The sequence below is a fragment of the Pedobacter heparinus DSM 2366 genome (assembly GCF_000023825.1).
Taxonomy (GTDB): Bacteria; Bacteroidota; Bacteroidia; order Sphingobacteriales; family Sphingobacteriaceae; genus Pedobacter; species Pedobacter heparinus.
This window is the reverse complement of record NC_013061.1, coordinates 3,207,086-3,231,561: the sequence shown is the minus strand read 5'-3', so window position 1 is coordinate 3,231,561 and position 24,476 is coordinate 3,207,086. Positions and strand designations below refer to the sequence as shown.

Below are 24,476 nucleotides of genomic sequence, written 5' to 3'. Positions count from 1 at the left end.
GCTGTTCAGCTATCGTTTTTGCCTTTCTGCCGATCTGTTGTTCGGGAGCAGGTAAATTAAAGGTAGTTTTGATCATCATAATGATGATTCTTTCAATTAACGATTGGTGTAACAGGCATTTGATGGAGGGGGAATTGTTTTTTTAAGGTTAGCGGATTGAGTTCCGTAATTTAATGATCCGTAAATAGTGGCGCTATTTACGGATTTTTTTTGGACAATATATTGCTGAAATCCTGATTCAAGGCCGTTTCATAGCCAGAGTTGGCTTGGTTATAACCAAAGGTGTGCGGTTAATGTTAAATTTATATAGTACTATGTATTGCATAGTACTATATAAATCAGTATACTTGTATTCGATTAACAAACAACAATACATACAACATGAAAACAAGACTTTTATTTTTATTATTTCTTCTTTGTTCTATTGCCGGAAAAGCACAAAGGAACTATTCAACAGTTCTTCAGTCTTATCTGAACGCTCAAGAGAAAGTGCATGGATTTGGAGGTGCTGTATTCATCACAAAAAAAGGAAAGGTCGTACTTGAAAAAGCATTCGGGCAGGCAAACAGGGAAGGGAACATTCCCAATTCTATCCAAACGAAATTCAGGATAGGGTCGATCACCAAGCAATTTACCGCTGCAGCAATTTTACAGCTGCAGGAAACTGGCAAGCTGAATGTTGGGGATAAGTTGAGCAAGTATTTTTCAGACTACCCCAAAGGTGATAGTGTTACGCTACACATGCTGCTCAATCATACATCGGGTATAAAGGATTTTATAAGTATTCCAAGGATTTCAAGCTTTTCTACCCTTTCTGACCCAAGGGATTCTGTAATAGCTGCTGTTAAGAAAGAACCATATGATTTTTCACCCGGAACAAAATATAACTACAGCAATTCTGGTTACTTCCTGTTGGGATGTATTATTGAAAAAGTGAGCGGTGAGCCTTATAGCACGTATATCCTGAACAATCTCATAAAAAAAGCCGGTCTTCTAAACACCTCAGTGGACAGATCGATGAACATTCCATTCAGCGCAGGCGCGATGGTCTCAACAGTTGAGGATCTATATAAATGGAACAAATCACTTTTTGGCGGTAAGGTCATCAGTCCGGCTATGTTTACAATGATGACTACCCGTAATTTAAACAGGTATGGATATGGATTGGTTGTTGATTCCTTGTACAATAGGAAACTAATAGGTCACAGCGGAGTTATTGCGGAATTTTTAAGCTATGATTTTATTTTTCCTGATGAAGATACTCATGTGATCATTCTTTCTAACAGTGATACAAATCTGGCGGCAATTTCTTCTGCGATCAATGCAATACTTTTCGATAAAGAGGTGATCAATCCTTACAAGCATGTAGAATTGAAAGTCGACGTTAAAAACTTTGAAAGGTTTCTCGGTAAATATCAGACTGATATTGGTGTGTTTGAGCTGATCATAAAAGACAATAAATTATTTAGGCGCACAAAAGGAGGAGATATGGAGCTTAAACCTGAGTCTGAAACTCAACTTTTCTTTTCAGATGGCAGCGACAGGCAACTGAACTTTGTCTTAGATGGCCGGAATGTTATCAAAGCACAGATCATTCGTGACGGCGTTGTGCAGGAAGTAAAGAAAATCAATTAAAATTACTGAAGAATATCATGCACCATCGCGTAACGAATCAAAGCAGCGGTGTTCCGGCATCCCGTCTTGTCTGTCAGGCTTTGTCGGTGTCCTTCAACAGTCCGCTTACTAATAAATAACCGGTCTGCCATTTCCTGATTGGTGAGACCTTCGGCAATTAATTCCAGTATCTCTATTTCGCGGCTGGAAAAATCTATAGCTGTTTCCGCAACTGCTACGGTACTATTTATTCTTTTCAGTACCTTGCTCAGCATCGACATTGATAGCGCTGCGCATATATAACTTCCGCCCCTGCTGATGTATTTCAATGCAAACAGCATTTCTTCAGCATCCACATTTTTAAGCAGGTAACCTGAAGCACCTGCCTGAAATGCCTGGGCTACATATTTTTCATCATCGTGCATCGACAGAATGACAACTTTTACGTTGGGGTTGAAATTTTTGACCTCGCTAATCAGTGAAATTCCATTGATTCCCGGCATATTGAGATCAGTCAGTAACAGGTCTATGGAACCGTTATCTCTTATAAGTTCTAATGCCTGGGCGCCATTGATCGCCTCTGCAACAATATTAATGGCCTCATCGGCCTCTAATAACTTTTTGATACCACTTCGGACGACATTGTGGTCTTCAGCAAGCAATAGGTTTAACATACTTTCTTTTTTCAAGAACAACATTTTTTGCTGCTGAATAGTTTCAGGTTTGGATACATTAGTGCTGTTTAATGTACGGGTATATTTTAATTGCAGCAGGTATAAATACTTGTTTTAAAAGACAGAAATACCTGAAATCAGCTGGCATTAGCTGATTTAGGATATCATGGAATAAAATGGCCTTAAAAGGCATGGCGTTTGGACTTTCGGTGCTACTTACCTTAAAAAATATAATATGAAAACAGCGCCATTAGATTTCAACAATCAGTTATTTTCGTTCAGGGACAGTTTACAAGGATTCGCATTTTCTTTCACACGAAACGAAGAGGATGCTGCCGATTTGGTCCAGGACACATTGCTTAAAGCGATGCGGTACGCACAAAGTTTTCAGGAGGGAACAAATTTAAAAAGCTGGCTGTTTATTATCCTTAAAAATACGTTCATCAATAATTACAGGAGGAAGGGTAAATTTAATTCTTACATGGATGAAGCCAGCAGTATAGCCATGAATGAATCCTATTTTAATCTAACTTACAATACCGGTGAAAGTAATTGTTCGGTAGAAGATATTCATAAAGCACTGAAAAAACTTTCCCAGGGGTATTATCTCCCATTTATTAAATATTTTGAGGGTTATAAATATCATGAGATCGCTGAGGAATTAAATATTCCTATTGGAACGGTTAAAACCAGAATCCATATGGCCAGGATGATGCTGAAGAAAAATTTGAGGATGTACAGCGAAAGGTAGCATAGCCTTCGTTAAAATGTACACCAGTCATGGATATATTTTTTTTGTCCAAAAACAAAGCCCTCATAGAAATGTTTTTGGCCCCTTCTGTGATGTTACACAAGAATTTTTTACTATTCCCTGCTCTCTTAAACATTTCTTCGTTGCCGGTGTTAGCATTTAAATGGGGCCGTGTTCCTGCAGCTTTCAACTAGACATTTATAAACAGTTAAAGAAGAATCTTATGACAAATTTTGAGGATGAAATTACCCTGAATAACATACATTTTGCGTACCAACTGGAGGCCGGGAGATTTACTTTTGTATCAGATCAAATACTACGATCGTTTAATCTATCTTTTGATGATTTTTCAACAGAGGGGATTTTGCAGCAGATTTATCCAGAAGATTTAATTAAAATTAAGGAAAGTTACTTCCGTCTTTTGAAAGATGAATTCTCTGGTGTGGTTAAATTTAAATTGGGCAAGGAGGATGCTCAGCGATGGTATTCAGTTACGCCGTTTTTATCAGATACAAAGAAAAAAGGGAAGATCATTTTTGGTAGCTTTTATGAAATAACTGCTGAGGTGGACAATGTCACTTCCATAGCCAAATATGCCAATAAGAAGAATTCGATATTGCATATGCTTGCCCATGATTTAAGAGGACCTTTAAATATTGCGCGATCACTGGTTATATCTCTGGATCGTGAAATTACAGATGCTAATGTTTTAGAGCGTACCAGGTATATATCTACAATTATTGAGCAATCAATAAGCCTGATTACTGACCTGGTTTCCAGGGAGTTTTTAGATACACTTGAGGCATCACTGGTTAGAAGAAATATTGATGTGGTGTTAAAGCTGAGGGAATATCTTGAGGAATGTCGTTTGTCATCGCAAACAGCAGCACGAAATTTCTCTCTTCTTTCTGATCAAAAGCAGCTTTTTGCAGATTTAGATGAGGCCAAATTTATGCAGATTATGAATAACTTTGTTTCCAATTCCCTTAAGTTTACCCAGGCAGGAGGAAGCATAATTGTGAAAGTGGAGGACCATGGAGATACGTTCAGATTGATTTTTCAAGATGATGGCATTGGGATTCCTAAACATTTGTTGCCTAACGTATTTGATAAATTTACCACTGCCAGCCGCCCTGGCCTGGAAGGAGAGCCCACTATTGGCCTGGGCCTATCCATAGTAAAAATAATTGTGCAGTGGCATGATGGTCGGATCTGGTGCGAAAGCGAGGAGGGGAAAGGCACTTCTTTTTTCATAGAATTCCCTAAAAAATCGGCTAAAACGATTGTTTAATTTTGTAGTTGCAAAATAACTTTTAATCAGCCAGCCCGGTATTAAAAATCCGTAAATAGTGGCGCTATTTACGGATTTTTTTCATTACCAGAATTTCACATACAGTGCCCCAATGATCAGCAGTGTCACTACAATCAGTGCCATAGTAGAAGGTGCAACTTTAAACATGCTTTTGTCCAGTTCAAAAGCTTTAGGGTTTATTTTTGGCCCGGCCATACTCATTCCGATCATGATCAGCATGGTGAAGGCAAAGGACAGCCCCATACAGATGTGGAAAGGAATCTCATAAGCACCAGAACCGTTCGGATAAGCTGTATACAACCAGGTTTCATTACCCATTAACCTTGGGGCCATTTCGTTAAAGAAAACAGAAAGTAAAAAGCCTGCCAGTACACCTGCAACAGCAGCGGCACCAGTAGTCCTTTTCCAGAACATACCCAGTATAAACATGGCAAACACACCCGGACTAATAAAACCTGTATATTTTTGGATAAAGGTAAAACCCCCTTCGCCACCAATACCTAAAAGGTCGTTCCAGGTAAAAAGTACGGCCAGGCTCATCCCTACAAATACCGTTGTCCTGCCTACCAGAACCAGTTTTTTTTCTTCTGTACCCTTTTTAAAATACCTGGAATAGATATCTAAAGTAAAAATGGTAGAAATACTGTTTACCTTGCCAGCCAGCGAGGCTACAATGGCAGCAGTAAGTGCAGCTACCGACAATCCTTTCAAACCCGTTGGCAAAAAGGTAAGCACTGCCGAGTAAGCCCCGTCCTTACCACCTATAAGCTGTGGCAAATGTCCGCCTTTGTACAACACATAAGCAGCAATTCCAGGCAGCATTACAATTAAAGGCATCAGGAGTTTTAAGAAACCTGCAAATAAAATACCGGTTCTTGCCGTTTGCAGATCGGCACCCAAAGCCCTTTGTGTGATGTACTGGTTACAACCCCAGTAGTTCAGGTTAATGATCCAGATACCGGCAACGTAAGAGGCCAGACCGGGAAAGGTAAGGTACTTGCTGATCTCATTCTGCGTAGATTCGACAGTAGGTTTAGGAATGATCATTTTAAAATGTTCAGGGGCATGCTCCATCAGCACATTAAAACCGGCTATCGCATTGGCACCTACTCCAAATTTTTCACCCACAACCGTTAAGGCAATATAAGTGGTTACCAGCCCTCCAAATATCAGTACAGCAACCTGGATCACATCCGTATAGGCCACTACCTTCATGCCACCCAATGAAATGATGAGGGCAAAAACAGCCAGGCCAATCATAATTACGTGCAGGTAATCACCACCGGTTAGTCCGTTAATGGCTACTGCACCAAGGTAAAGTATAGAGGTGAGGTTCACAAACACATACAGGAACAGCCAGAATATAGCCATAATCAATGCAACAGATTCATTGTATCTTGTTTTCAGAAACTGGGGCATGGTGTAGATCTTGTTTTTAAGGTACACCGGTATAAACCATACGGCCACAATGATCAGGGCAATGGCCGCAATCCATTCGTAAGCGGCAACGGCAATACCCAGAAAGAAACCTTCGCCACTCATGCCAATAAACTGTTCGGCAGAAATGTTGGAAGCAATAAGGGAGGCACCAATGGCCCACCAGGTTAATGTACCCTCTGCCAGAAAAAAGGCTTTTGCATCATGCTCGTTCTTTTTACGCTGATGGTAGATGTAATATCCATAGCCGGCAACGACTAAAAAATAGATGATGAAAACTACATAGTCTGTAGTTACTAAACTATTGTTCATAGTGTTTCTTTGGTTAGTGAAATATAATGCGCCGGCAAAATAAATTTTATCCGGCGCATTGTTGATTATTTATAAAAGGTTTCGTTCCAGTGCAGCTCGTTCCTGAACTGGTTTATCCTGGTATCTGCCCCGATATTTACATATTCAATACCTGCAATATTAGCAAAATCCAGCAAATGTGCAGGGCTCAGGTTCTGGCTATAGGCGGTATGGTGTGCGCCGCCTGCATAAATCCATGCTGCACAGCCGGTTTTCATATCTGGCAGGGGTTTCCATAAAACCTGTGCAACCGGAAGGTTTGGCAACTCATGTTCAGGCTCCAGTGCTTCAACTTCATTTACCAGCAGGCGGAAACGGTTACCCATATCAACAATACTAGCATTGAGTGCATGGCCCCCGGCCACGTTAAAAATAAGTCTTGCCGGGTCCGCTTTACCACCTATACCTAGCGGATGTACCTCAAGCCTTGCCTTTCCATTGGCCAGTGCAGCATCCACTTCCAGCATGTGCGAGCCCAGCACCATAGCGTTGGCCGGATCAAAATGATAAGTATAATCTTCCATAAAAGCACTGGTGCCCGGTAGTCCGGCGCCCATTACCTTACAGGCCCTTACCAGTGCTGCAGTTTTCCAGTCACCTTCTCCCGCAAAGCCATAGCCTGCTGCCATTAAGCGCTGTGCGGCAATACCTGGCAACTGTACCATGCCATGCAAATCTTCAAATGTATCACTAAAGCCTTTAAAATTTCCGTCTTCCAGGAATTTCTTCAGGCCAAGTTCTATTTTTGCTGCCTGATATACCGAATCATGCCTTTCCCCGCCACGCAACAGATCGGCCGTCATGGTATATGTGGCTTCATACTCTGTAATTAATTCCTGTATGGCTGCTTCCGGGATGCTGTCAATTACCGCTACCAGGTCGCCAATGCCGTAAGTGTTCACCTCAAAACCAAATTTAAGTTCGGCCTCTACCTTATCACCATCCGTTACGGCTACATAACGCATATTGTCGCCAAAACGCACAAACCTGGCGCCCTGCCAGTCATGCCAGCCTGCAGCGGCACGCGTCCAGGTGTCAATTTCTTTAATCGCTTCTTCATCCTGCCAGTGCCCCACCACTACCTTGCGGTCTTTGCGCATCCGGGTTACCATAAAGCCAAATTCACGATCGCCGTGTGCACTCTGGTTCAGGTTCATGAAGTCCATATCTATAGTAGCCCATGGAATATCACGGTTAAACTGTGTATGCAGGTGCAGCAGAGGTTTCTGAAGGATATTTAATCCCCTGATCCACATTTTGGCCGGAGAAAAGGTATGCATCCAGGTCATTACGCCAATGCAGTTTTTACTCTGGTTGGCTTGCTGCAGGGTGTCAAAAATCTCCTGAGGGGTTTTTACAATAGGTTTATATACTATGCTCACATGTATAGCTGCTGCGGCATCAAGTGATGCAGCAACCTGCTGTGCATGTTTGGCTACCTGTTTTAAGGTCTCTTCTCCATATAGGTCCTGGGTTCCGGTAATAAACCATACTTCCAGATTTTTTAAGTTGATCATTATTGAATGTTTTAAATTGATTTATTGTCCGTAATATGCATCAGTACCATGTTTTCTGTCATAGTGCTTTTTGATCAGTGCTTCTTTTAATTTGGGTACGTCTTTTCTGATCTGCTCTGTAAGCAGGGCCATTCTGCCTACTTCTTCCAGCACAGCGCTATTGTAAACTGCCTTCTCGGCCGTTTTACCCCAGGTAAATGGCGCATGGTTGCCTACAAGTACCATTTCTACTTCTTTATAGCTCAGGCCGGCTGCTTTAAAATGGTTCATGATCTGGAAACCGGTCTCATACTCATAGTTTCCTTCAATCCTGTCATCCTGCATAGGGGGGGCACATGGAATATCTACGGTAAGGTGATCGGCATGTGTGGTTCCATAAATGGGGATGGCACGCTGCGATTGTGCCCAGGCTGTTCCATATGTAGAATGGGTATGTACAATGCCCCCAATTTCTTCCCAGTGTTTGTAAAGAACGGCATGGGTCAGGGTATCTGATGAAGGCCGTAAGTTGCCTTCAACCGTATGGCCTTCAAAATCAACGATCACCATTTTTTCCGGACTTAATTCCTCATAAGCAACCCCGCTTGGCTTAATGGCAAAAACACCTTTGGCCCTGTCGGCCGCACTTGCATTACCAAAAGTGAACAGCACCAGTCCCAGTTTGGGCAGTTGCATGTTTGCCAGGTAAGCTTTTTCTTTGATATCCTGATAAATACTCATTGTTGTATATTTTTAACTGTTTTCTTCAATAAATCCGCCCAGCGCTTTATAGTTTAAAAAGCGGGCTTCATAATAAGCCACATTTTCCTGCTCAGGGATGTATTCCTTATCAAAACCACTGCCCATGCCTTTCATTGCAGTTTCAACAGTAGGGTACAGGCCGGCCACAACGGCGGCAAACATGGCCGCACCCAATGCGCAGGTATGTTCAAACTGGTGTATGCGGATCGGCATGTTCAGTACATTGGCCATGGTCTGCATCACAAAAGGTGATTTTTTAGCTACACCGCCTATGCCGATAATTCCTTTTACCGGGATACCCTCTTCAATAAAGCGGTCCACAATATTTTTTGCACCAAAACAGGTGGCTTCCACCAGGGCCCTGAATACCCTTGGGGCATCACTGCCCAGGTCGAGGTTGGCAATGGCACCTTTCAGTTCCTGGTTGGCATCTGGTGTCCTTCTTCCGTTCAGCCAGTCTACCGCCAGTTCATCGTCATCGTTTTTAGGCAGCAGGGCAGCCTGTTTGCTCAGCTCCGGAATCAGCTTATCCAGTAATTCCTGCTCCAAAGCTGCTGCAGTGGCCGCATCTATGATGGAAGATTGTCTCAACAGGTTTTTAACCGGCCAGGAAAGGAGTTCTTTAAACCAGGCATAAGTATCGCCAAAGGCCGATTGTCCGGCTTCAAGGCCCAGCATACCAGGTATAACCGAACCATTTACCTGCCCGCAAATTCCCTTAATCAATTTGCCTTCTATGTCTGCCACAGGTACCGCCAGAATATCGCAGGTAGAAGTGCCCATTACCTTGCTCAGGTGGTAAGGTTCTATTTCACCGCCTACTGCACCCATATGGGCATCAAAAGCACCTACACCAATAACCACATCAGCATTTAGCCCTAAGCGGGCAGCCCATTCCGCACTTATCGTACCTGCACTTTCATCCGAAGTATAAGTTTCTTTATACAAACGATCTGTAAAACCGTTCAGTAAAGGGTCAAGTTCAGTAAAGAACCCGTTTGGGGGCAGGCCACCAAATTCTTCTGCCCATAAGGCTTTATGCCCGGCCGCACAGCGGCTTCGTTTCATTGCCGATACCTCGGTTCCGCCTGTAAGCAAAAAAGGTACCCAGTCGCAATGCTCTACCCAGGAATAACAGGCCCCTTTTACAGCCTCATCTGCACGTAAAATGTGCAGTAGCTTCGCCCAAAACCATTCCGAGGAATAAATACCCCCGCAATATTTTAAATAATTGGTCTCGTATTTAGCTGCATGTTTGTTGAGCTGCATGGCTTCTTTTACCGAAGTATGGTCTTTCCACAATACAAACATGGCATTGGGGTTTTCTTCAAATTCAGGTAATAAAGCAAGGGGCTGGCCTGCGGCATTTACAGCAACAGGAGAAGAACCAGTGGTATCTACAGCTATGGCTTTTATAGCCCCGGCAATGCTAGTTCCCCCGGCTTTTTGGATGCAGTCTTTTATGCTCTGTTCCAGGCCTTCAATATAATCCAGTGGATGTTGCCTGAACATATTTTTTGCAGGATTGCAATATAAACCCTTTTGCCAGCGGGGGTAGTAAAATACTGATGAAGCCAGTTCTGCTCCGTTTTTTGCATCGATGATGACAGACCGTACAGAATCCGATCCGTAGTCAACCCCTATCACGTATTGATCTTTGCTCATATTTAGTTAAATAAACGTCTAATTAACATTTATTTTTTTTATTAAAAGAATTTATTTTAATAATCCTTTATTTTGAGCTAAAAGGTTACTATACAGCTATTAGTTTATCGGGTTTTGGAATGAAGTTTAAGAAGGCCTGGAAGTTGGCCTGATATTTTTTCTTGTCCAGTTTAAAATAGAAAGCCCCTTTTTTGGAACCGGATTTATCTTTCTCGGCAAGTTTAATGAGCAGTTTGGTGGCTGTCAGCTTCCTGATGAAGTTCCTGTTGTCAATCTGGGTATTGTACACGTCTTCATACAGGTTCTGCAATTGTGGAATGGTAAATTTTTTGGGCAGCAACTCAAAAAGGATAGGGTGCAGGGCAGCTTTATACCTTATTTTCTTTTTGGCCGTTTCTACCATTTCATTGTGGTCAAAAATCAATGGTGGTGCATCTTTTAACAGAAACCATTCTGCATGGTACTGATCGTTCAGCTGTGCTTCATATTTATGGATGTCTATCAGTGCAAAATAAGTTACAGAAAGCGTCCTTTCTATCGGGTCCCTTAAAGGGTTTCCGTAAGCCTGAATTTGTTCCAGGTAAACACCGTTCAGTCCTGTAAGCTGGGTCAGTACCCTGTTGGCTGCATCATCCAGACTCTCTTCCGGAGTCACAAAGCCACCCATTAAACTCCATTTATCCTTTTCGGGCTCAAATCCTCTTTTAATCAGCAGGATTTTTAAATGTTCCCCGTCAAAGCCAAATACAATACAGTCAACAGCAATTAAAAACCGGCTTTGATCAGTGTATCTTTTCATCTCATTATAATTATTCTACTGCGGTAAAGATATCATATTCAATAATATCAAGGGTGGTTTTGACATTTAATATTCTTTTTCTACATTAGTCAAAAGATCAAATATAAAACACACCAAAATGAACAAGACATTCAAGTCAATTTTTTTTAGTCTGTTAGCCGTAGGGGCCTTAAGCAGCTGTAACAGTCCGTCGACAACCAAGTCGGTATCAACCGATAGTACTGTGGTTTCGGCCGTCCACCATCCGGATTCAGCCGCATTTAAAGCTAACCTTAACGGGCAAGAGGTAACTTTATATACTTTAAAAAATAAAAACGGGGCCGAGGCCAGTATAACCAATTATGGTGGCAGGGTGGTTTCTTTATGGGTACCCAATAATAAAGGTGGTTTTACAGATGTGGTTTTGGGTTATGACAGCCTTAAATCTTACCAGAAAAAGGGGGAACCATTTTTTGGTGCACTGATTGGCCGTTATGGAAACCGCATCGGAAAAGGAAAGTTTACTTTAGACGGCAGGGTTTATCAGTTGCAGCTGAATGATGGTGTAAATACACTTCATGGTGGTTTTGACGGTTTCTTCGGTAAAGTATGGGAGGCAAAAAAAGTAAACGGACAAACACTGGAACTGGCCTATTTATCTAAGGATGGAGAAGCAGGTTACCCGGGTAACTTAACGGTTAAGGTAACTTATGAATTGACCGATGACAATGAACTTAAGATAAGTTATCATGCTACAACAGATAAAAATACAGTAGTAAACTTAACCAACCATGCCTATTTTAATCTGAATGGGGCAGGAGACCCAACTATTACAGATCATTTGCTGACCATTAGTGCTGATGGCTTTACACCTGTTGATTCAACACTGATCCCTACCGGAAAAATTGAGAAAGTGTCCGGTACCCCATTCGACTTTAACAAATCAACTGCTATCGGGGCCAGAATTAACGACAGCAACGAGCAACTGAAATATGGAAAGGGCTACGACCATAATTTTGTATTGAAAAAAGCAGCGGGGCTGCAAAAAGTGGCTACCGTTAGCAGTACCAAAACAGGCATCACTATGGATATACTTACTGAAGAACCAGGGTTGCAGTTTTACAGCGGTAACTTTTTAACAGGCGAAGAACACGATGGTAAAGGTCAGGTAAGTTACCCGCACCGTTCAGCCTTTTGCCTGGAAACCCAGCATTTCCCTGATTCTCCTAACCAGGCCGCATTCCCTTCAACAGTGTTAAAACCCGGACAGGAATATAAAACAGTAACCATTTATAAGTTTACTGTTCAATAATAGTTTAGGCGGTTGTCCTATGTTTAAAACGACCGTATAAAAGAGCCTGTATCATCACGATACAGGCTCTTTTTGTAAATGTAAAATAGCGAATATGAAAGTAAAAAGCTATTTTTACGCTTAACCAAACACACGCCTGCATGCCTTCGTCATTTGTTTTAAATAAAGTATTACTACTGATTGTCCTGCTGCTGGGATATGAAGTGGCAGGTGCGCAGGAAAATAAAATGAACTTCAACCACCTTACGGTGGAAAATGGGCTTTCTCAAAGCAGTGTATTGTCCATTGCACAGGATAGCATGGGCTTCATGTGGTTTGGTACCAAAGACGGATTAAATAAATACAATACCCGAAATTTTGAGATCTATAAACGTGAAAAAGGAAACAATACCTCTTTAAGTAGCGGACAGAACATCAATTTCCTGCTTACAGACAAAAAGGGCAACCTTTGGGTGGGTACACAAAAGGGACTGAACAGGTACATACCTGCAACGAACTCCTTTAAACGCTATTTATATGATGCAAAAAATAAGCACAGCATCAGCAACAATACCATCAGAACCATATGCGAAGACAATAAAGGAAATATCTGGATAGGTACCGACAGCGGCTTAAATAAGCTGATTGGCCAGGATAAGTTCCAGCGCTTTATGCCTGCTAAAGGTGGAATAGCCCATCACCTGATCAAAACGATATGTCAGGACCATCAGGGTGTTTTCTGGATAGGTACCTTACAAGGCCTTACCAGCATGTACATCCAGAATGGAAAGTATCATTTTAAATCCTATTTTCATAAAAATGGCGATCCCGAAAGTTTAATAGAGAACGATATCAACATTATTTATGAAGATCCCCGGCACAACCTTTGGATAGGTACCCATAACAATGGTCTCGAACTTTTTAACCGTACCACTGGGACATTTAAACATTTTATGTCCAGAAAAGGACAACCCAACGGCATTAGCAGCAATGTGATCCGCAAAATTAAAACAGCTCAGGATGGGCGCTTATGGATCTCAACTTTAAACGGCATCAATATTCTCGACCTGGATACCTACGAGTTTACTGTCCTTAACCACAATCCTGACGATCCCAATAGCCTGAACCAGAATTCAATTTACGATATCTTGATGGATGCCACGGGTTCTATCTGGGCAGGTACCTATTATGGTGGGGTCAATTTTTACCATGCCAATTCAACACCTTTCAGATCCTATAAATCCACACAGGGTAAAAATGGCATCAGCAGTAACGTGGTCAGCTCCATTGTAGAAGATAAGTACCACAACCTATGGATTGGTACTGAAGCCGAAGGGCTGAACTATTACGACAGGAGCACCGGTACATTTACCAGTTTTAAACACGATGTAGAAAATCCCAATTCCTTAAGCTCTAACCTGGTTAAGGCCATTTCAATTGATCAGCATGGTAAAGTATGGATCGGGACTTATGAAGGGGGGCTGGACCAATACCTGCCCGAATCAAAAACCTTTAAGCATTATACCAGCAACAATAACCCCAAGGCTTTAAACTCTAACCGTATTGTTTGTTTGCTGCACGATAGCAGAAACCGTTTATGGGTGGGTACCAGGGCTCAGGGTATTTTTATTTACAACGAAAAGGAAAGTAGTTTTAAGCCCTTTAACAGCCTGGCCAATCACCACGACCTGAAGTTTATCCGTTATTTTTTTGAAGATTCAAAAAAGAACGTCTGGATTGCCACCAATTCTGGGACCTATATTTTTGATCCGAGCACTGATAAGGTAAGGGCATTTACCATTAACGACAACAGCTCAAAATTTGACGACATCAACCTGATCCAGGAAGACAGTAAAGGGTTTATCTGGCTGGGAAGCTATGATGCCGGACTGATCCGCTATAACCCTTTTCAAAACAAGACTACTTTTTTTACCACAAAAAACGGTCTGCCCAGCAATGTGATCCTTGGGATACTGGAAGATGAAGAGGGTGATTTATGGATCAGTACCGCCGATGGTCTGGCCAAATTTGATAAAAAGACCTTTAAAACATTTACCATACAGGATGGCCTTCCGGGCAATGTGTTTAACTACAATTCTTTCTTTAAAGACAGTAAAGGAGAGTTCTATTTTGGAGGCTACAATGGTCTGGTCAGCTTTTTCCCCAATCAGATCAAAGAAAACAGAAAAGTGCCCAAAGTTATTTTTACCCGGCTAAGGCTCTTTAATAAAATAGTAGCCATAGGCGATGAAAGTAAGCTGCTGAACCGTAACATCAGCATGACGAAGGAAATCTCCTTTTCGTATGCCCAGAATATTTTTAGTGTAGAATTTGCTGTACTTAATTACATCAAATCAGAAAAGAATAAGTATGCCTACAAACTGGAAGGGCTGGATAAGGAGTGGAACTATGTTACCGCCCCGTCAGCAACCTTTACCAACCTGCCTGCAGGAACGTATAAACTGCTCATTAAAGGCGCCAATAACGATGGGGTGTGGACCAAACAGCCTGAGCAGCTGATCATTCACATCCTGCCGCCATTCTGGAAAACATGGTGGGCCTATCTGATCTATGCCCTCTGCTTCTCTGCCATCCTGTTCCTGGTGTTCCGCTTTTTATGGATCAGGGCCCTGCTGCGCAAAGAGCACGAAATTTACCAGATGAAAATGGATTTCTTTACCAATGTTTCACACGAGATCCGTACACCTTTAACGCTTATTGTAGGGCCTTTGGAACGGTTGATCAACGATACCAAAGAATCGCCTGGTCTGAACAGGCGACTGCTGACCGTTAAAAAGAATGCCGGCAGGCTAACCCGTCTGGTAAATGAACTGATGGACTTCAGGAAGGAAGAAGCCGGTAAAATGACCCTCAATGTATCGCCCGAAAATATCGTCGAATTTGCCAAGGAAATTTATTTGTCCTTTCAGTACCTGGCCATAAAACACCATATTGATTACCAGTTCAATTGTGATGAAGATGTTATAGAAGTTTACTTCGATCATGAACAACTGGAAAAAGTATTCTTTAACCTGTTGTCGAACGCATTTAAGTTTACTTCCGATCATGGTGCCATCAGCCTATCGGTAAAAAGGGCCGGAAACGGGTATGTCGAAATCAGTGTGCTCGACAATGGCAAGGGAATACCTGAAGAAAGCAGGGACAAGATATTTACCAATTTTTACCAGGTCAAAGATCCCCTGTCACGTAACAGTGGCACAGGAATCGGCCTTGCGTTATCAAAAAAGATAGCCAGGCTGCACCATGGCGATTTACTGCTGATGCCAAATTTAACTGTGGAAGGCAACAGCCAGACCTGCTTTTGTCTTAAATTAAAAACCGGATACAGCCACTTTAAAAAAGATGAGCTGATCCCCGCTTTTGTAAATGTAGAGAGCCCCGACCTTTACCGATTGCCCCAGGAATTCCCGGCAGCTGATGAGGAGCAGGCAGAAGAGCAGGCCAATTCCGACCGCATTACCGTACTCATTGTAGAAGATAACCGCGAAATCCGCGATTTTATCAGGGCTTCGTTGCGCTCCTTCTACCACATTCTTGAAGCCGAAGATGGAGAGAAAGGTACGCAGCTGGCTTTTGAGAAAATTCCGGATATCATTGTCAGTGATGTCATGATGCCCGTCATGGATGGGCTCGAGCTTTGCCGTGTACTCAAAACAGATGCGCGTACCAGCCATATCCCCATCATCCTGTTAACCGCCCGTTCCGGAAATATCCACGAAGTAAGTGGCCGTAAAACCGGTGCCGAAGCTTACATTACCAAACCCTTCAGCATAGACATTCTGCAGCTCAACATCAATAACCTGCTCGCCCTTCAGGCCAATATGAGAAGGAAATTCAGTCAGCAGATCACTTTACAGCCTTCCAATGTACTTATCGAATCAACCGATGAAGAATTTTTGAACAAGATCATGCGCATCATCGAAGACAATTTCAGTATGGATGATTTTAATGTCAATATCCTGGCCACCGAAGTAGGGATGAGCACACCTATTTTATATAAAAAAATCAAGGCACTTACCGGTCTGACTGTTAATAATTTCATCAAATCCGTACGTTTAAAAAGAGCAGCACAACTGTTAAAACAAAATACTTATACCGTTTATGAAGTGGCCTATATGGTTGGTTTTAGCGACAGCAAGTATTTCAGCAAGGAATTTGTTAAACAGTTCGGAAGAACACCAAGTGATTACAGCCAGGAAGACTATTAGGCCAAAATCGCTGAATAAAAAGCCAATAATTTTGGGAATGCCCTGGCTATATGTAGTATCTTTGATTAGGATGCTAACCAGATATCATATAATTCTAATTGCCGTAAGGGCCATTGATTTCCTTGCGCCGTTTACTACCCGGAACTACAATATGGTACCTTTTGGTAACAGACGAGCACGGCATGGAGGTATCTGGTAAATTGCTTGGGAAAATATCAATTAAATGATTAAATTTAACTGAACTATTAACTATGCCTTATCAACAGTTTACCGATGAAGAATTGGCTGGTCTCCTGAAAAGTGGAGATCATGGGGCATTTACTGTTATTTTCGACCGGTTTTTCGGGCTTCTTTTTGTTCATGCCTGCAAAACAATTGCCGATGAGGAAGAGGCCAAAGATATTGTTCAGGAGCTTTTTGAAACCTTATGGATCCGTCGTGAAACCATAGCTTTTGAACATAGCTTATCGGCTTATTTATATGCGGCCATCAGAAACAAAATCATCAACCGGATAGCCCACAGACAGGTTGAAGACAAATACATCAGTTCGCTGCGCGACTTTATTGACCGGGACAACTACCTGGCCGATTACAGGCTAAGGGAAAAAGAGATGAAAAGGATTGTTGAGCAGGAAATCTCTTCTTTACCCACCAAAATGAAAGAGATTTTTGAACTGAGCAGGAGAGATTACCTTTCTTATAAACAAATAGCAGTTAAACTCCAGATTTCCGAACACACGGTTCGTACCCATGTTAAAAAGGCACTCAGAATCCTTAAACCCAAACTAAGCCTGATTACCTATCTGTTTTTTATTCATTATTTGTTTTAAAATAAAGTTATTCTTTTGGCTGCCCTAGCGAACCATATAAGCCAGGAAAATGCCCAGTGGTATCCCCAAATCGCGTTTAACTGCATCTCCAAGAGTTTTCATGCTTTTGATCATGTGTTTTTTAACTGCGCTGCGCGATATGCCCAGTATTTCGGCCGCTTCCTCATAACTTTTGTATTCCTGCCTGCACAGGCGAAATACTTCCCGGCTTTGGGGTGTAAGGGTAGCAAGAATGCTTTGCAGATATTCCATGTAATCTTTGGTCTGCAAATCCTCTTCCAGTGAATCGGGCCGTGTGTAGTTGTTGAGGATTATACTTTTAGCATTTGTATCTATAGCCGCCCGCTTTAAAAAATTGAAAGTATGGTTCCTTGATATGGTAAACAAGTACGATTTAAAAGCCTGCCGGTCTGTTAAAGCTGCTTTATTTTCCCACACTTTGATAAATATTTCCTGGGTAAGATCATCCGTTAGTTGCGTCGATTTCAGGTATTTGTAAATGAAACGGTACACCAGCGAACGGTAATGGTTATACAATCGGGCAAAGGCATTGGCATCGCCGGCAGCGGCTTGCTGCAGCAGTTCTATTTCATTTTCCAATGCTGTTTTTATCGTCATGCTTGTTGTGGGAGGGCGGGCTAATTTAATTTACGCAATAGATGCAGCAATAATAGGGATTATTCATTAATACAAGATAAAAATATTTTTTATGCAGGGGGTGCCCTTTGGTAGGCTACCGGTTGTCTGGTACAGTATAGGGACAATTTAAATCATGAATCAAAGTATATTTCATAAACAACTGTTAAACCGGTACGTAAACAATACCGCTACTGAAGCCGAACTGGAAGTTATCGATGAGTTGGTACGTACAGGTGAACTCGATGATATGCTGATGGTCCACATGCTGGAAAACTGGCAGGCTGAAGAAGCTGTGTTTGAAAGTGAAATTACAGTTTCTGAACGCAAAATAAAACTATGGCCACGTATTGTAGCTGTTGCTGCTGCGGCTGTGGCTATCGTATTTGGGATTTGGTTTTACACCACTCACCCGGTATTTAACCATAATGCTGATATCACCGGTAAAAACGATATAGCTCCTGGCAAAATAAGCGCTACGCTGACTTTGGCAAATGGCAGGAGGATCAGGTTATCAAACGTGGGGAACGGAAAACTGGCGAGGGAAGCCGGTGTAACCATTACTAAATCCGGAGATGGGCAGTTGGTTTATGAAATTAAAGGATCGTTAGCTGAACCCGATAAGATGAATACTTTGTCTACAACCAAAGGAGAAACTTATAAGGTGCGTTTGCCCGATGGATCTTTGGTTTATTTAAACGCCGCTTCAAGTTTAACTTACTCTGCTACCTTGAATCAGCATGGGGTACGCAGAGTAAAACTTGAGGGCGAAGGTTATTTTGAAATTTCAAAAGATAAAGCACATCCTTTTGTGGTAGAAAGCAGGGGGCAGGAGGTAGAAGTTTTAGGTACACATTTTAATGTCAATGCCTATGCAGATGAACCAACGATTGCCACTACTTTGCTGGAAGGTTCAGTTAAAGTTTCTGCTGAAAATAAAAATCAAATTATAAAACCGGGTGAGCAGGCCGTCAATAATGGAAACTCCATTCAGGTAAGCAAAGCAGATATAGAGAGCGTTATCGACTGGAAAGCCGGTGATTTCTCTATGAACCGTGTGAACTTTAAAACGGTTATGCGGAAAATTGCAAGGTGGTATGATGTTGAAGTTATTTATGCCCCCTTGTTTCCTGAAGATATCGAATCCGGAGGTTGGGTGTCAAGAAATAATAAACTGTCGGTAGTACTTAAGCTTATTGAATCAAGCGGACAGGTGCATTTTAAAGTGGAAGGTAAAAAGATATACGTTTCAGTCAAGGATAAATCATCAGCTCTATAGAACAGAATTAACAGAACCATTCATTATTAAATCTGAAAAAGATGAAAAAACAACTACGACAGGAAAGCTAAGGCTATGAAAAACAAACCAGGAATGCTTGTAACATCCCTGGTCATGTTTGGAACAATCAAAAAATATTAACCGTTTAACCGCAGAAGCCATAACCTTCGAAAGCACAGGCATTTCTGCTTTAACCAAACTCAACAAATGTATAAAAATTATACTAGGAAACTTGGTATACCTAGACCCTTATGCCATAAAATACTGCTAATTATGCGACTAACCACCGTAATATTAATAGCATCCTTAATACAGGTCAGTGCAGCTACTTTTGGTCAGCGCGTTACGTTAAACCAGCGGAACATACCGCTTGAATCTGCATTGAAAGAAATAAGGAGACAAAGTGGATTTGACTTTTATTATGACGGTAAAGCCATTTCAAAAACTCAGAAAGTAGATGTTTCCATTACTAATGTAACAGTTGCTGAAGCATTGAAACATATTTTAAACGGATTGAAACTCAACTATCAGATTGATGGAAAAACGGTTGTCATAAAGACAAACGAACCCTCTTTAATAGACAATGTTGCCAATCTTTTTAATGCTGTTGATATCAGCGGAACTGTGAAGGATGAGAAAGGAAGCCCTATTCCCGGCGTAGTGGTCACCGCTAAAGGGAGCACTGTACGTACTGTTACAGACAATGAGGGCAGATTTAAGTTAAGAGTAAATGATGTGAACGATATCCTGATCTTTTCTTATATAGGTATGCAAACACGGGAAGTTAGCGTTGGGGGAAATACGCGACTGGATATCGTATTGAAAGAAAATATCCAGAACCTGAGTGAAACAGTTGTAGTCGGATATGGAACTCAGAAAAGACAAAACCTTACAGGTGCCATCTCTGTGATCGACAGCAAAATGCTGACAAACCGGCCGGTTACCAATGCGATTGCTGCCCTGCAGGGTACTGCGCCGGGTTTAACTGTTACCAGGGGTAGCGGGCAACCTGGAAAGGAAGGATATGGGATACAAATCCGTGGCCTTTCATCGGTAAATGGTAACAGTCCGCTGTACATTATTGATGGGGCACCGGGAACTTTGGCCAACATCAATCCGGATGATATTGAATCTATATCAGTTCTTAAAGACGCGGCAGCTGCCGCAATTTATGGTGCCCGTGCCGCAGCAGGGGTTATCCTGATTACAACAAAGGCCGGTGTCAGCGGTAAAACGAAGATCCAGTACGGGAGCATTATCGGTTTGCAGCGCCCTACCCGGCTACCAGAAAGGCTGCATTCCTGGGAAGAAGCTGAAATGGCCAACCTGTCACAGTCCAATGCAGGGCTTACCTTGCTCTGGACAGATGAGCAGCTGCAATGGATGCGAGATCCAGATATCAATTATAAGATCAATCCAAGCAACCCTTCAGTATGGGATTTTTATTATGACATCGATCCCATCAAAGAGGAGTTGAAGGATATTTCCCCGTCCCAGCAGCATAACCTGTCTCTTTCTGGCGGAACGGATAAAAACCGCTATTTACTTTCCCTGGCCTATTTTAACCAGGAAGGAATTTTTAAGCACAGTTCTACCGATAAAACCAATCGTTTTAACGCACGTTTTAATTATACTACCCGGTTCAGCAACAAACTGAGTGCGGATATCCGCCTCTCTTATGTTAAAACCCGGGTACTTACGCCTAACCGTGGTACGGATGGCAATAACTCCCTGTTGTATGATATATATCGGTTACGTACACTGTACCCAACCTATCTGCCAGAGAGCGATAATACCAAATATGCTACCATCAGTGGTGACAATGTTGGTGCATTGCTTAGAGAGGGAGGAAACAATATTGCCACCAATCATTTTTTTGAACCTGTTTTTACGCTTAAAGCCGATAGCCTGGTAAAGGGGCTCACACTCCGTGCCATTTATGCACCCAGTCTGCTTACCAACAACAATACAGCCATCAGTCGCACCATTCCATTGTATAACAGGTTGGGAATCAATAATTACATGAATAATCCCAATGCCTATACTGATGCCTACCAGATGCAGTCAACCAATAACGCCCAGTTACTGGCTGATTATGACCTTAAGCTTGGTGACCGTCATACTTTCCATGTATTGGGTGGTACGGCATTTGAGGATTACAATTATCGCCGTACCACAGCCAATGCCCGCGCCCTGGTGTCGAATGATCTGTTTACCCTCGGATTGGGCGATCCTGCGCAGGCTACAAATACCCAGGATATCCAGACCTGGGCACTGATGTCCTATTTTGGACGCTTTAATTACAATTTTGACGAGCGCTTTCTTTTTGAATTTAATATGCGATATGACGGAAGTTCAAAACTGGCACCTGAAAACAGATGGCAGCTATTTCCCTCAGTATCGGCCGCCTGGCGTTTGAACAATGAAAACTGGTTCAAAAATGCACTGCCATTTTTTGAGGAGTTCAAGGTCCGTGGATCATGGGGGCAGCTGGGTAACTCAAATGGGGTAATTGGTAATTATGATTATATCGGATTGATTGATAAAGGCCCTGTTTACCCTTTTAACAACCAGATCAACAACTCCCTGTACCAGAATAACCTAGCCTCGCCTGTAAAAACCTGGGAGACCGTAGAAAGCAGCAATGTCGGTCTTAACATAGGTATGTTTAAAAACCGTCTGACCTTCTCGGGCGATTATTATACCAAACTGAACAAAAACATGCTGGCGCCTTTACAGGTTTCGTCAACCATAGGGGTAACCCCCTCAACCTATAACATTGCCAAACTGAAAACCTGGGGTTGGGAATTGAGCCTGGGCTGGCAGGAAAGCATTGGTTCAAACCTGCGTTACTGGGTCAACGGTAACCTGGCCGACGACCAGAACAAGATACTGGAGTATAACGGCCAAAGCACTATAGCGAGCGGAATCAATACCATTATAGAGGGCATGCCTTATAATTCGATTTATGGATACAGGGCAAATGGCTATTTCAATACTGCACAGGAAGTCGCTGCATCGGCCTTCCAGAACTCCAGAACAGGTCCCGGAGACATTCGCTATATCGACATCAACGGCGACAATGTCATCTCGGCCGGGCTGGGCCGTGTAAGTGATCATGGCGATCTCGAATACCTTGGAAGTACACAGCCTCGCCTGGTATTCGGACTTAACGGTGGATTTGAATGGAAAGGACTGGATTTCTCCTTCTTCTTTCAGGGGGTAGGAAAACGTGATGTATTGCTGAACTCTCATGTCATTGTTCCTTTCACGGCCAGTTACCGTCAACCCTGGAAGATCCATCAGGATTACTGGACACCCGAAAATACCGATGCCCGTTTCCCAAGGCTGTATGCAAACGATACGCAGAACCTGTCCAATTCCACACATTGGCTGGCCAACAGTGCGTACATCCGCCTTAAAAATCTCCAGGTCGGATATACACTGCCTTCGTCATGGACGCACAAGCTAAAGCTCGAAAAGGTAAGGGTTTATTTTACGGGACAGGATCTATGGGAAAGTACCAAAATGTGGTATCCGTATTACGATCCGGAAAGTCCTTACTCGGCAGATTATATCTATCCTTTTTACCGTACCTACAGTTTTGGTCTGAATGTTAATTTTTAACTCATAATCTGGAAAAAAATGAAATCATTACATAAGAATATACTTTCCTGCTTTCTGGCTTTGGCAGGAATATTTAGCCTGGCCTCCTGCGAAAAGGAACTGGATAAAACGCCGGAATCCCAGTTGTCGGATGCCGATTTCTGGAACAATACCGAAGACCTTAAGCTGGCTGCAAATTATTTTTATTCCTATCTTCCGGTCATTCAGGATAACATCAACGCCAACTGGTCTGACGACGGCTTTGCCAATGGCGGAGCGAATGCCATAAGTGATGGGTCGCGTACAGTACCTGCTACTTCGACCGACTGGTCGGATAATTATAAGCTGATCTATAACTGCAATAACCTGCTGGAAAAATCTGTGCGGGTAAAGGGCGACCAGAAACTTATAGACCGTTACCGGGCAGAGGCAAGTTTTTTCAGGGCTTTTGCTTATGCTAACCTGGTTAAGCGCTTTGGGGATGTACCGCTCATTCTTCGTACCTTTGATGTATCCGACACGCTGAACCAGGCACATCGGACCCCACGTCAGGCTGTGGTAGATGTTATTTATACTGATCTGGACTTTGCCGCGGCTAATCTGCCTGCTTCTTCTGCTTTGCCTGCTGCCGAATACGGTCGCATCACCTCGGGGGCTGCTCTGTCGCTTAAAGCCCGGGTTGCCTTGCATGAGGGTACGTTAAAAAAGTTTCATGGAAAAGGTGATCCGGCAAAGGATCTTGGGATCGCAGTTACTGCTTCTGAAACTGTAATGAAGTCTGGTCTGTACAGCATCTTTCGCTATGCAGCCAAGCCCGACAGTAGTTTTTATTACCTGTTCCAGCCCGCAAACGAGGCCCCGGTAAACAAAGAAGCCATACTGGTGCGCCTGTACGGAGAAAATCTTGCCAATCCCATTGCTTTTCACAATTTTCCGGCCGAATTGGGCGCAGGCAGTAACACTACGCCTACCAAAGCCCTTATGGATGCTTATCTATATACAGACGGGTTACCACAAGGTAAATCGCCCCTGCAGAAAACCGAGACCACTACACTTACCCAGTTCGAGAACCGCGATCCGCGCATGGGCATGACGGTATTCAATAAAACACATTATTATGTGACCAGCTTTTACCTTCCTACGCTTACTTTTGCACCTACCGGCTATAAGGTCCGTAAATATTTCAACACTGTCGATTTTATTGCCAAACGGTCATTCGTAGACAATATGACCATCCGCTACGCAGAAATATTGCTGATCTATGCAGAAGCTAAGTTTGAATTGAACGGAAGTATTTCAGACGATGATCTGAACAAGAGTATCAACCTGATCCGCAGCCGTGCAAAAATGCCTGCACTCACCAATGCCTTTGTAACTGCTAATGGCCTCGACATGCGGAACGAGATCCGGCGCGAACGGAGAATTGAGCTTGCAGTGGAAGGCCAGCACCGGTATTGGGACCTGATCCGTTGGAAAACCGCAGAGATCGAACTTCCTAAATTGATCCTCGGCGCCCGTTTTTTTGCAAACGAGTTTGAGAAGGCAACACCCAAGCTGGATGCCCAGGGATACATTATTGTACAGGAAGCAGCCAAACGTAAATTTAATCCGGAGCGGGATTATCTATGGCCCCTGCCAACGCGCGACCTTGGTTTGAACCTGAGCCTTACTCAGAATCCACGCTGGCAGTAAAGAATTTTATATAGTTTTTTCAACAATAGCCTAAAGAACTTTTCGGATATCCCATAAGGGCAGGCCGAAGTAG

The 24,476-nt window shown here is 42.7% G+C and carries 16 protein-coding genes; 9 read left to right on the top strand and 7 right to left on the bottom strand.

Annotated features, from left to right (window positions below):
- The first annotated feature begins 381 nt into the window (after positions 1-381).
- Positions 382-1,635 (top strand): serine hydrolase domain-containing protein, encoded by a 1,254-nt coding sequence (locus PHEP_RS21680; RefSeq protein WP_015808548.1) that lies wholly within the window; start codon positions 382-384, stop codon positions 1,633-1,635.
- 2 nt (positions 1,636-1,637) lie between these two features.
- Here the strand turns inward: PHEP_RS21680 and PHEP_RS13545 are convergent, their stop codons facing one another.
- Positions 1,638-2,312 carry a response regulator transcription factor gene (locus PHEP_RS13545; RefSeq protein WP_015808547.1) on the bottom strand — a complete coding sequence of 225 codons (675 nt, stop codon included), beginning with the start codon at positions 2,310-2,312 and terminating at the stop codon, positions 1,638-1,640.
- A 211-nt stretch (positions 2,313-2,523) separates the two neighbouring features.
- Here PHEP_RS13545 and PHEP_RS13540 point away from each other — a divergent pair, with 211 nt between their 5' ends.
- Complete coding sequence (locus PHEP_RS13540; RefSeq protein ID WP_015808546.1) at positions 2,524-3,039, top strand: RNA polymerase sigma factor; 516 nt, start codon at positions 2,524-2,526, stop codon at positions 3,037-3,039.
- A gap of 223 nt (positions 3,040-3,262) precedes the next feature.
- A complete protein-coding gene (locus tag PHEP_RS13535) occupies positions 3,263-4,330 on the top strand; it encodes a sensor histidine kinase (RefSeq protein WP_015808545.1) in 1,068 nt (355 codons plus the stop codon).
- A gap of 84 nt (positions 4,331-4,414) precedes the next feature.
- Here the strand turns inward: PHEP_RS13535 and PHEP_RS13530 are convergent, their stop codons facing one another.
- From PHEP_RS13530 to PHEP_RS13510, 5 genes are all read right to left on the bottom strand, one after another.
- Positions 4,415-6,100, bottom strand: a complete 1,686-nt coding sequence (locus PHEP_RS13530; RefSeq protein ID WP_015808544.1) for a sodium:solute symporter family transporter — start codon at positions 6,098-6,100, stop codon at positions 4,415-4,417.
- A 65-nt stretch (positions 6,101-6,165) separates the two neighbouring features.
- On the bottom strand, positions 6,166-7,656 hold the full coding sequence (gene araA / locus PHEP_RS13525; protein WP_015808543.1) for an L-arabinose isomerase: 1,491 nt from the start codon (positions 7,654-7,656) through the stop codon (positions 6,166-6,168).
- Positions 7,657-7,677: 21 nt separating this feature from the next.
- A complete protein-coding gene (locus PHEP_RS13520; RefSeq protein ID WP_015808542.1) occupies positions 7,678-8,376 on the bottom strand; it encodes an L-ribulose-5-phosphate 4-epimerase in 699 nt (232 codons plus the stop codon).
- Between the two features lie 12 nt (positions 8,377-8,388).
- Positions 8,389-10,062: a ribulokinase gene (locus tag PHEP_RS13515; protein ID WP_015808541.1), complete on the bottom strand. Its 1,674-nt coding sequence runs from the start codon at positions 10,060-10,062 to the stop codon at positions 8,389-8,391.
- Positions 10,063-10,150: 88 nt separating this feature from the next.
- Entirely contained in the window at positions 10,151-10,861 is a 711-nt protein-coding gene (locus PHEP_RS13510) for an NUDIX hydrolase (protein WP_015808540.1), read from the bottom strand.
- Between the two features lie 118 nt (positions 10,862-10,979).
- Here PHEP_RS13510 and PHEP_RS13505 point away from each other — a divergent pair, with 118 nt between their 5' ends.
- The 3 genes from PHEP_RS13505 to PHEP_RS13495 all read left to right on the top strand — a co-directional run bounded on the left by PHEP_RS13505 (position 10,980) and on the right by PHEP_RS13495 (position 17,190).
- Positions 10,980-12,152, top strand: a complete 1,173-nt coding sequence (locus PHEP_RS13505) for a galactose-1-epimerase (RefSeq protein ID WP_015808539.1) — start codon at positions 10,980-10,982, stop codon at positions 12,150-12,152.
- A 140-nt stretch (positions 12,153-12,292) separates the two neighbouring features.
- Positions 12,293-16,360 (top strand): hybrid sensor histidine kinase/response regulator transcription factor, encoded by a 4,068-nt coding sequence (locus PHEP_RS13500; RefSeq protein WP_015808538.1) that lies wholly within the window; start codon positions 12,293-12,295, stop codon positions 16,358-16,360.
- A 251-nt stretch (positions 16,361-16,611) separates the two neighbouring features.
- Entirely contained in the window at positions 16,612-17,190 is a 579-nt protein-coding gene (locus tag PHEP_RS13495; RefSeq protein WP_015808537.1) for an RNA polymerase sigma-70 factor, read from the top strand.
- 24 nt (positions 17,191-17,214) lie between these two features.
- Here the strand turns inward: PHEP_RS13495 and PHEP_RS13490 are convergent, their stop codons facing one another.
- Positions 17,215-17,808: an RNA polymerase sigma factor gene (locus tag PHEP_RS13490; protein WP_015808536.1), complete on the bottom strand. Its 594-nt coding sequence runs from the start codon at positions 17,806-17,808 to the stop codon at positions 17,215-17,217.
- Between the two features lie 154 nt (positions 17,809-17,962).
- Here PHEP_RS13490 and PHEP_RS13485 point away from each other — a divergent pair, with 154 nt between their 5' ends.
- From PHEP_RS13485 to PHEP_RS13475, 3 genes are all read left to right on the top strand, one after another.
- Positions 17,963-19,105, top strand: coding sequence for a FecR family protein (locus tag PHEP_RS13485; RefSeq protein WP_015808535.1), 1,143 nt, complete (start codon positions 17,963-17,965; stop codon positions 19,103-19,105).
- Positions 19,106-19,378: 273 nt separating this feature from the next.
- Complete coding sequence (locus PHEP_RS13480) at positions 19,379-22,732, top strand: TonB-dependent receptor (protein WP_036674088.1); 3,354 nt, start codon at positions 19,379-19,381, stop codon at positions 22,730-22,732.
- A gap of 18 nt (positions 22,733-22,750) precedes the next feature.
- The gene (locus PHEP_RS13475) at positions 22,751-24,403 is read left to right on the top strand and encodes a RagB/SusD family nutrient uptake outer membrane protein (protein WP_015808533.1); all 1,653 of its coding nucleotides are present in this window, start codon (positions 22,751-22,753) and stop codon (positions 24,401-24,403) included.
- The last annotated feature ends 73 nt before the right edge of the window (positions 24,404-24,476 follow it).

Excerpts from the sequence above, each read along its gene's own strand:
- PHEP_RS13515 (WP_015808541.1), bottom strand. The coding sequence starts at position 10,062 with ATGAGCAAAGATCAATACGTGATAGGGGTTGACTACGGATCGGATTCT.
- PHEP_RS13490 (WP_015808536.1), bottom strand. The coding sequence starts at position 17,808 with ATGACGATAAAAACAGCATTGGAAAATGAAATAGAACTGCTGCAGCAA.
- PHEP_RS21680 (WP_015808548.1), top strand. The coding sequence starts at position 382 with ATGAAAACAAGACTTTTATTTTTATTATTTCTTCTTTGTTCTATTGCC.
- PHEP_RS13520 (WP_015808542.1), bottom strand. The coding sequence starts at position 8,376 with ATGAGTATTTATCAGGATATCAAAGAAAAAGCTTACCTGGCAAACATG.
- PHEP_RS13510 (WP_015808540.1), bottom strand. The coding sequence starts at position 10,861 with ATGAAAAGATACACTGATCAAAGCCGGTTTTTAATTGCTGTTGACTGT.
- PHEP_RS13475 (WP_015808533.1), top strand. The coding sequence starts at position 22,751 with ATGAAATCATTACATAAGAATATACTTTCCTGCTTTCTGGCTTTGGCA.
- PHEP_RS13540 (WP_015808546.1), top strand. The coding sequence starts at position 2,524 with ATGAAAACAGCGCCATTAGATTTCAACAATCAGTTATTTTCGTTCAGG.
- PHEP_RS13480 (WP_036674088.1), top strand. The coding sequence starts at position 19,379 with ATGCGACTAACCACCGTAATATTAATAGCATCCTTAATACAGGTCAGT.
- PHEP_RS13535 (WP_015808545.1), top strand. The coding sequence starts at position 3,263 with ATGACAAATTTTGAGGATGAAATTACCCTGAATAACATACATTTTGCG.
- PHEP_RS13495 (WP_015808537.1), top strand. The coding sequence starts at position 16,612 with ATGCCTTATCAACAGTTTACCGATGAAGAATTGGCTGGTCTCCTGAAA.
- PHEP_RS13500 (WP_015808538.1), top strand. The coding sequence starts at position 12,293 with ATGCCTTCGTCATTTGTTTTAAATAAAGTATTACTACTGATTGTCCTG.
- araA (WP_015808543.1), bottom strand. The coding sequence starts at position 7,656 with ATGATCAACTTAAAAAATCTGGAAGTATGGTTTATTACCGGAACCCAG.
- PHEP_RS13505 (WP_015808539.1), top strand. The coding sequence starts at position 10,980 with ATGAACAAGACATTCAAGTCAATTTTTTTTAGTCTGTTAGCCGTAGGG.
- PHEP_RS13485 (WP_015808535.1), top strand. The coding sequence starts at position 17,963 with ATGAATCAAAGTATATTTCATAAACAACTGTTAAACCGGTACGTAAAC.
- PHEP_RS13545 (WP_015808547.1), bottom strand. The coding sequence starts at position 2,312 with ATGTTGTTCTTGAAAAAAGAAAGTATGTTAAACCTATTGCTTGCTGAA.
- PHEP_RS13530 (WP_015808544.1), bottom strand. The coding sequence starts at position 6,100 with ATGAACAATAGTTTAGTAACTACAGACTATGTAGTTTTCATCATCTAT.